The organism is Paraburkholderia suaedae (assembly GCF_040812055.1).
In the GTDB taxonomy this organism is placed as follows: Bacteria; Pseudomonadota; Gammaproteobacteria; order Burkholderiales; family Burkholderiaceae; genus Paraburkholderia.
On the sequence record NZ_JBFOAH010000091.1, the window covers coordinates 1 to 1831 of the forward strand.

General features: G+C 68.4%; 1 protein-coding gene and 1 pseudogene. Both read left to right on the forward strand.

Features of this window, described 5'->3' with window-relative positions; genetic code table 11:
- A pseudogene (locus tag ABQJ48_RS37640) lies at nucleotides 1-808 on the forward strand (N-methylproline demethylase); the annotation flags it as partial.
- Nucleotides 809-810: 2 nt separating this feature from the next.
- On the forward strand, nucleotides 811-1831 hold a 1021-nt coding region (locus ABQJ48_RS37645; RefSeq protein WP_367842913.1), incomplete at its 3' end, for a DUF3483 domain-containing protein.

Consider the following 1831-nt stretch of genomic DNA (forward strand, 5'->3'; position numbering starts at 1 on the left):
GAAGAACGATCATGTGGGCGGCCAGATCATGCTCGCGGCCAAAGCGCCGCAGCGCGAGCAGATGGCGGGCATCGTGCGCTGGTTCGACATGGAGACGAAGCGCCTGGGCGTGGACCGGCGCCTCGGTGTGGCCGCCGACGAGCGCACCATCATGGCCGAGAAGCCGGACATCGTCGTGCTGGCCACGGGCGGCTCGGCGTTCACGTCGCAGGTCGCGGCGTGGGGTGTCGACGAAGGCCTCGCGGACAGTTCATGGGATGTGCTCTCCGGCAAGGTGGAACCCGGCCGGAACGTGCTCGTATACGACGGCGTGAGCACGCATGCGGGCGCGGGCGTCGCCGATTTCATGTCGAGCCGCGGCTCGAACGTGGAGATCGTGACACCGGACGTGAAGGTCGCCGACGATGTGGGCGGCACCACCTTCCCGATCTTCTACCGGCGGCTTTACGCGCAGGGCGTGATCCACACGCCGAACTACTGGCTCGACCGGGTCTATGAGGAAGACGGCAGGAAGATCGCGGTGATCCGCAACGAGTACACCGAGGAGCAGGAAGAGCGCGCGGTCGATCAGGTGGTGATCGAAAACGGTAGTACACCGAACGACCGGCTGTACTGGGCGCTCAAGCCCGAGTCGGTGAACCGTGGGCAGGTGGACGTGCACCGGCTGTTCGCGTCCGAGCCGCAGCCCTCGCTCAGCGAAACGCTCGGCAATGGCCGCTTCCTGCTGTTTCGCGTGGGCGACTGCATTTCGATGCACAACATTCACGGCGCGATCTACGACGCGCTGCGCCTTTGCAAGGACTTCTGACGATGAGCCCCGTGTCTGTCATCACCGTCCTGCTGTGGCTGTCGGTCGCCGGGCTCGCGTTTGCGCTCGCCAGACGCGCCGCCTACTGGCGCGAAGGCCGCGCGAGCGCGGCGGGCGCGTATGGATGGACTAATCTGCTGAGGATTCCGAAGCGTTACTTCGTCGACCTGCATCACGTGGTGGCGCGCGATCCGTACATCGCGCGAACGCACATCGCCACCGCCGGCGGAGCGATCCTCGCGATGGCGCTGGTGTTCGTCAACTACGGCCTCGCCCTCTACTCGCGGTGGCTCGACCGGCTGATCCTGCTGGCCGCCCTCGTGATGCTGGCGGGCGCGGTGTTCGTGTGGCGGCGCCGGCATGGCGCGAAGGCGGCGCCGGCGCGGCTCTCGCGCGGGCCGTGGGACCAGTTGCCGCTGCTGCTGGGCTCGTTCGCGCTGGGTCTCGCGCTGTTTGTCGCGCTGCCCGCGGCGGCGCTGTCGGGGGCGCTCGCGGTGCTCGTCGCGCTGCTGATCGGCGCGGGCGCGTTCACGATGACGTTCGGCGCGGCGCGCGGCGGCCCGATGAAGCATGCGCTGGCGGGCCTGCTGCATCTGGCGTTTCATCCGCGGCAGGAGCGCTTTGCCGATCATCGGGCAGGCGAGCGTAACAGCGTGCCGCCTGCCGCGCTGAAGACGCCGCTACTCGACGCGCAGGACTACGGTGCGGGCAAGCCGGTCGAATTCCGCTGGAACCAGCTGCTCGGTTTCGACGCGTGCGTGCAATGCGGCAAATGCGAGGCGGCCTGTCCCGCGTTCGCGGCCGGCCAGCCGTTGAATCCCAAGAAGCTGATCCAGGACCTGGTGACCGGCATGGTCGGCGGCACCGACGCGGGCTATGCGGGCAGTCCGACGCCCGGCATCGCGATCGGCACGCATGCGGGCGCCCCCGGCAAGCCGCTGATCTCGGGCCTGATCGAAGCCGACACGCTGTGGTCCTGCACCACCTGCCGCGCGTGCGTGCAGGAGTGCCCGATGCTGATCG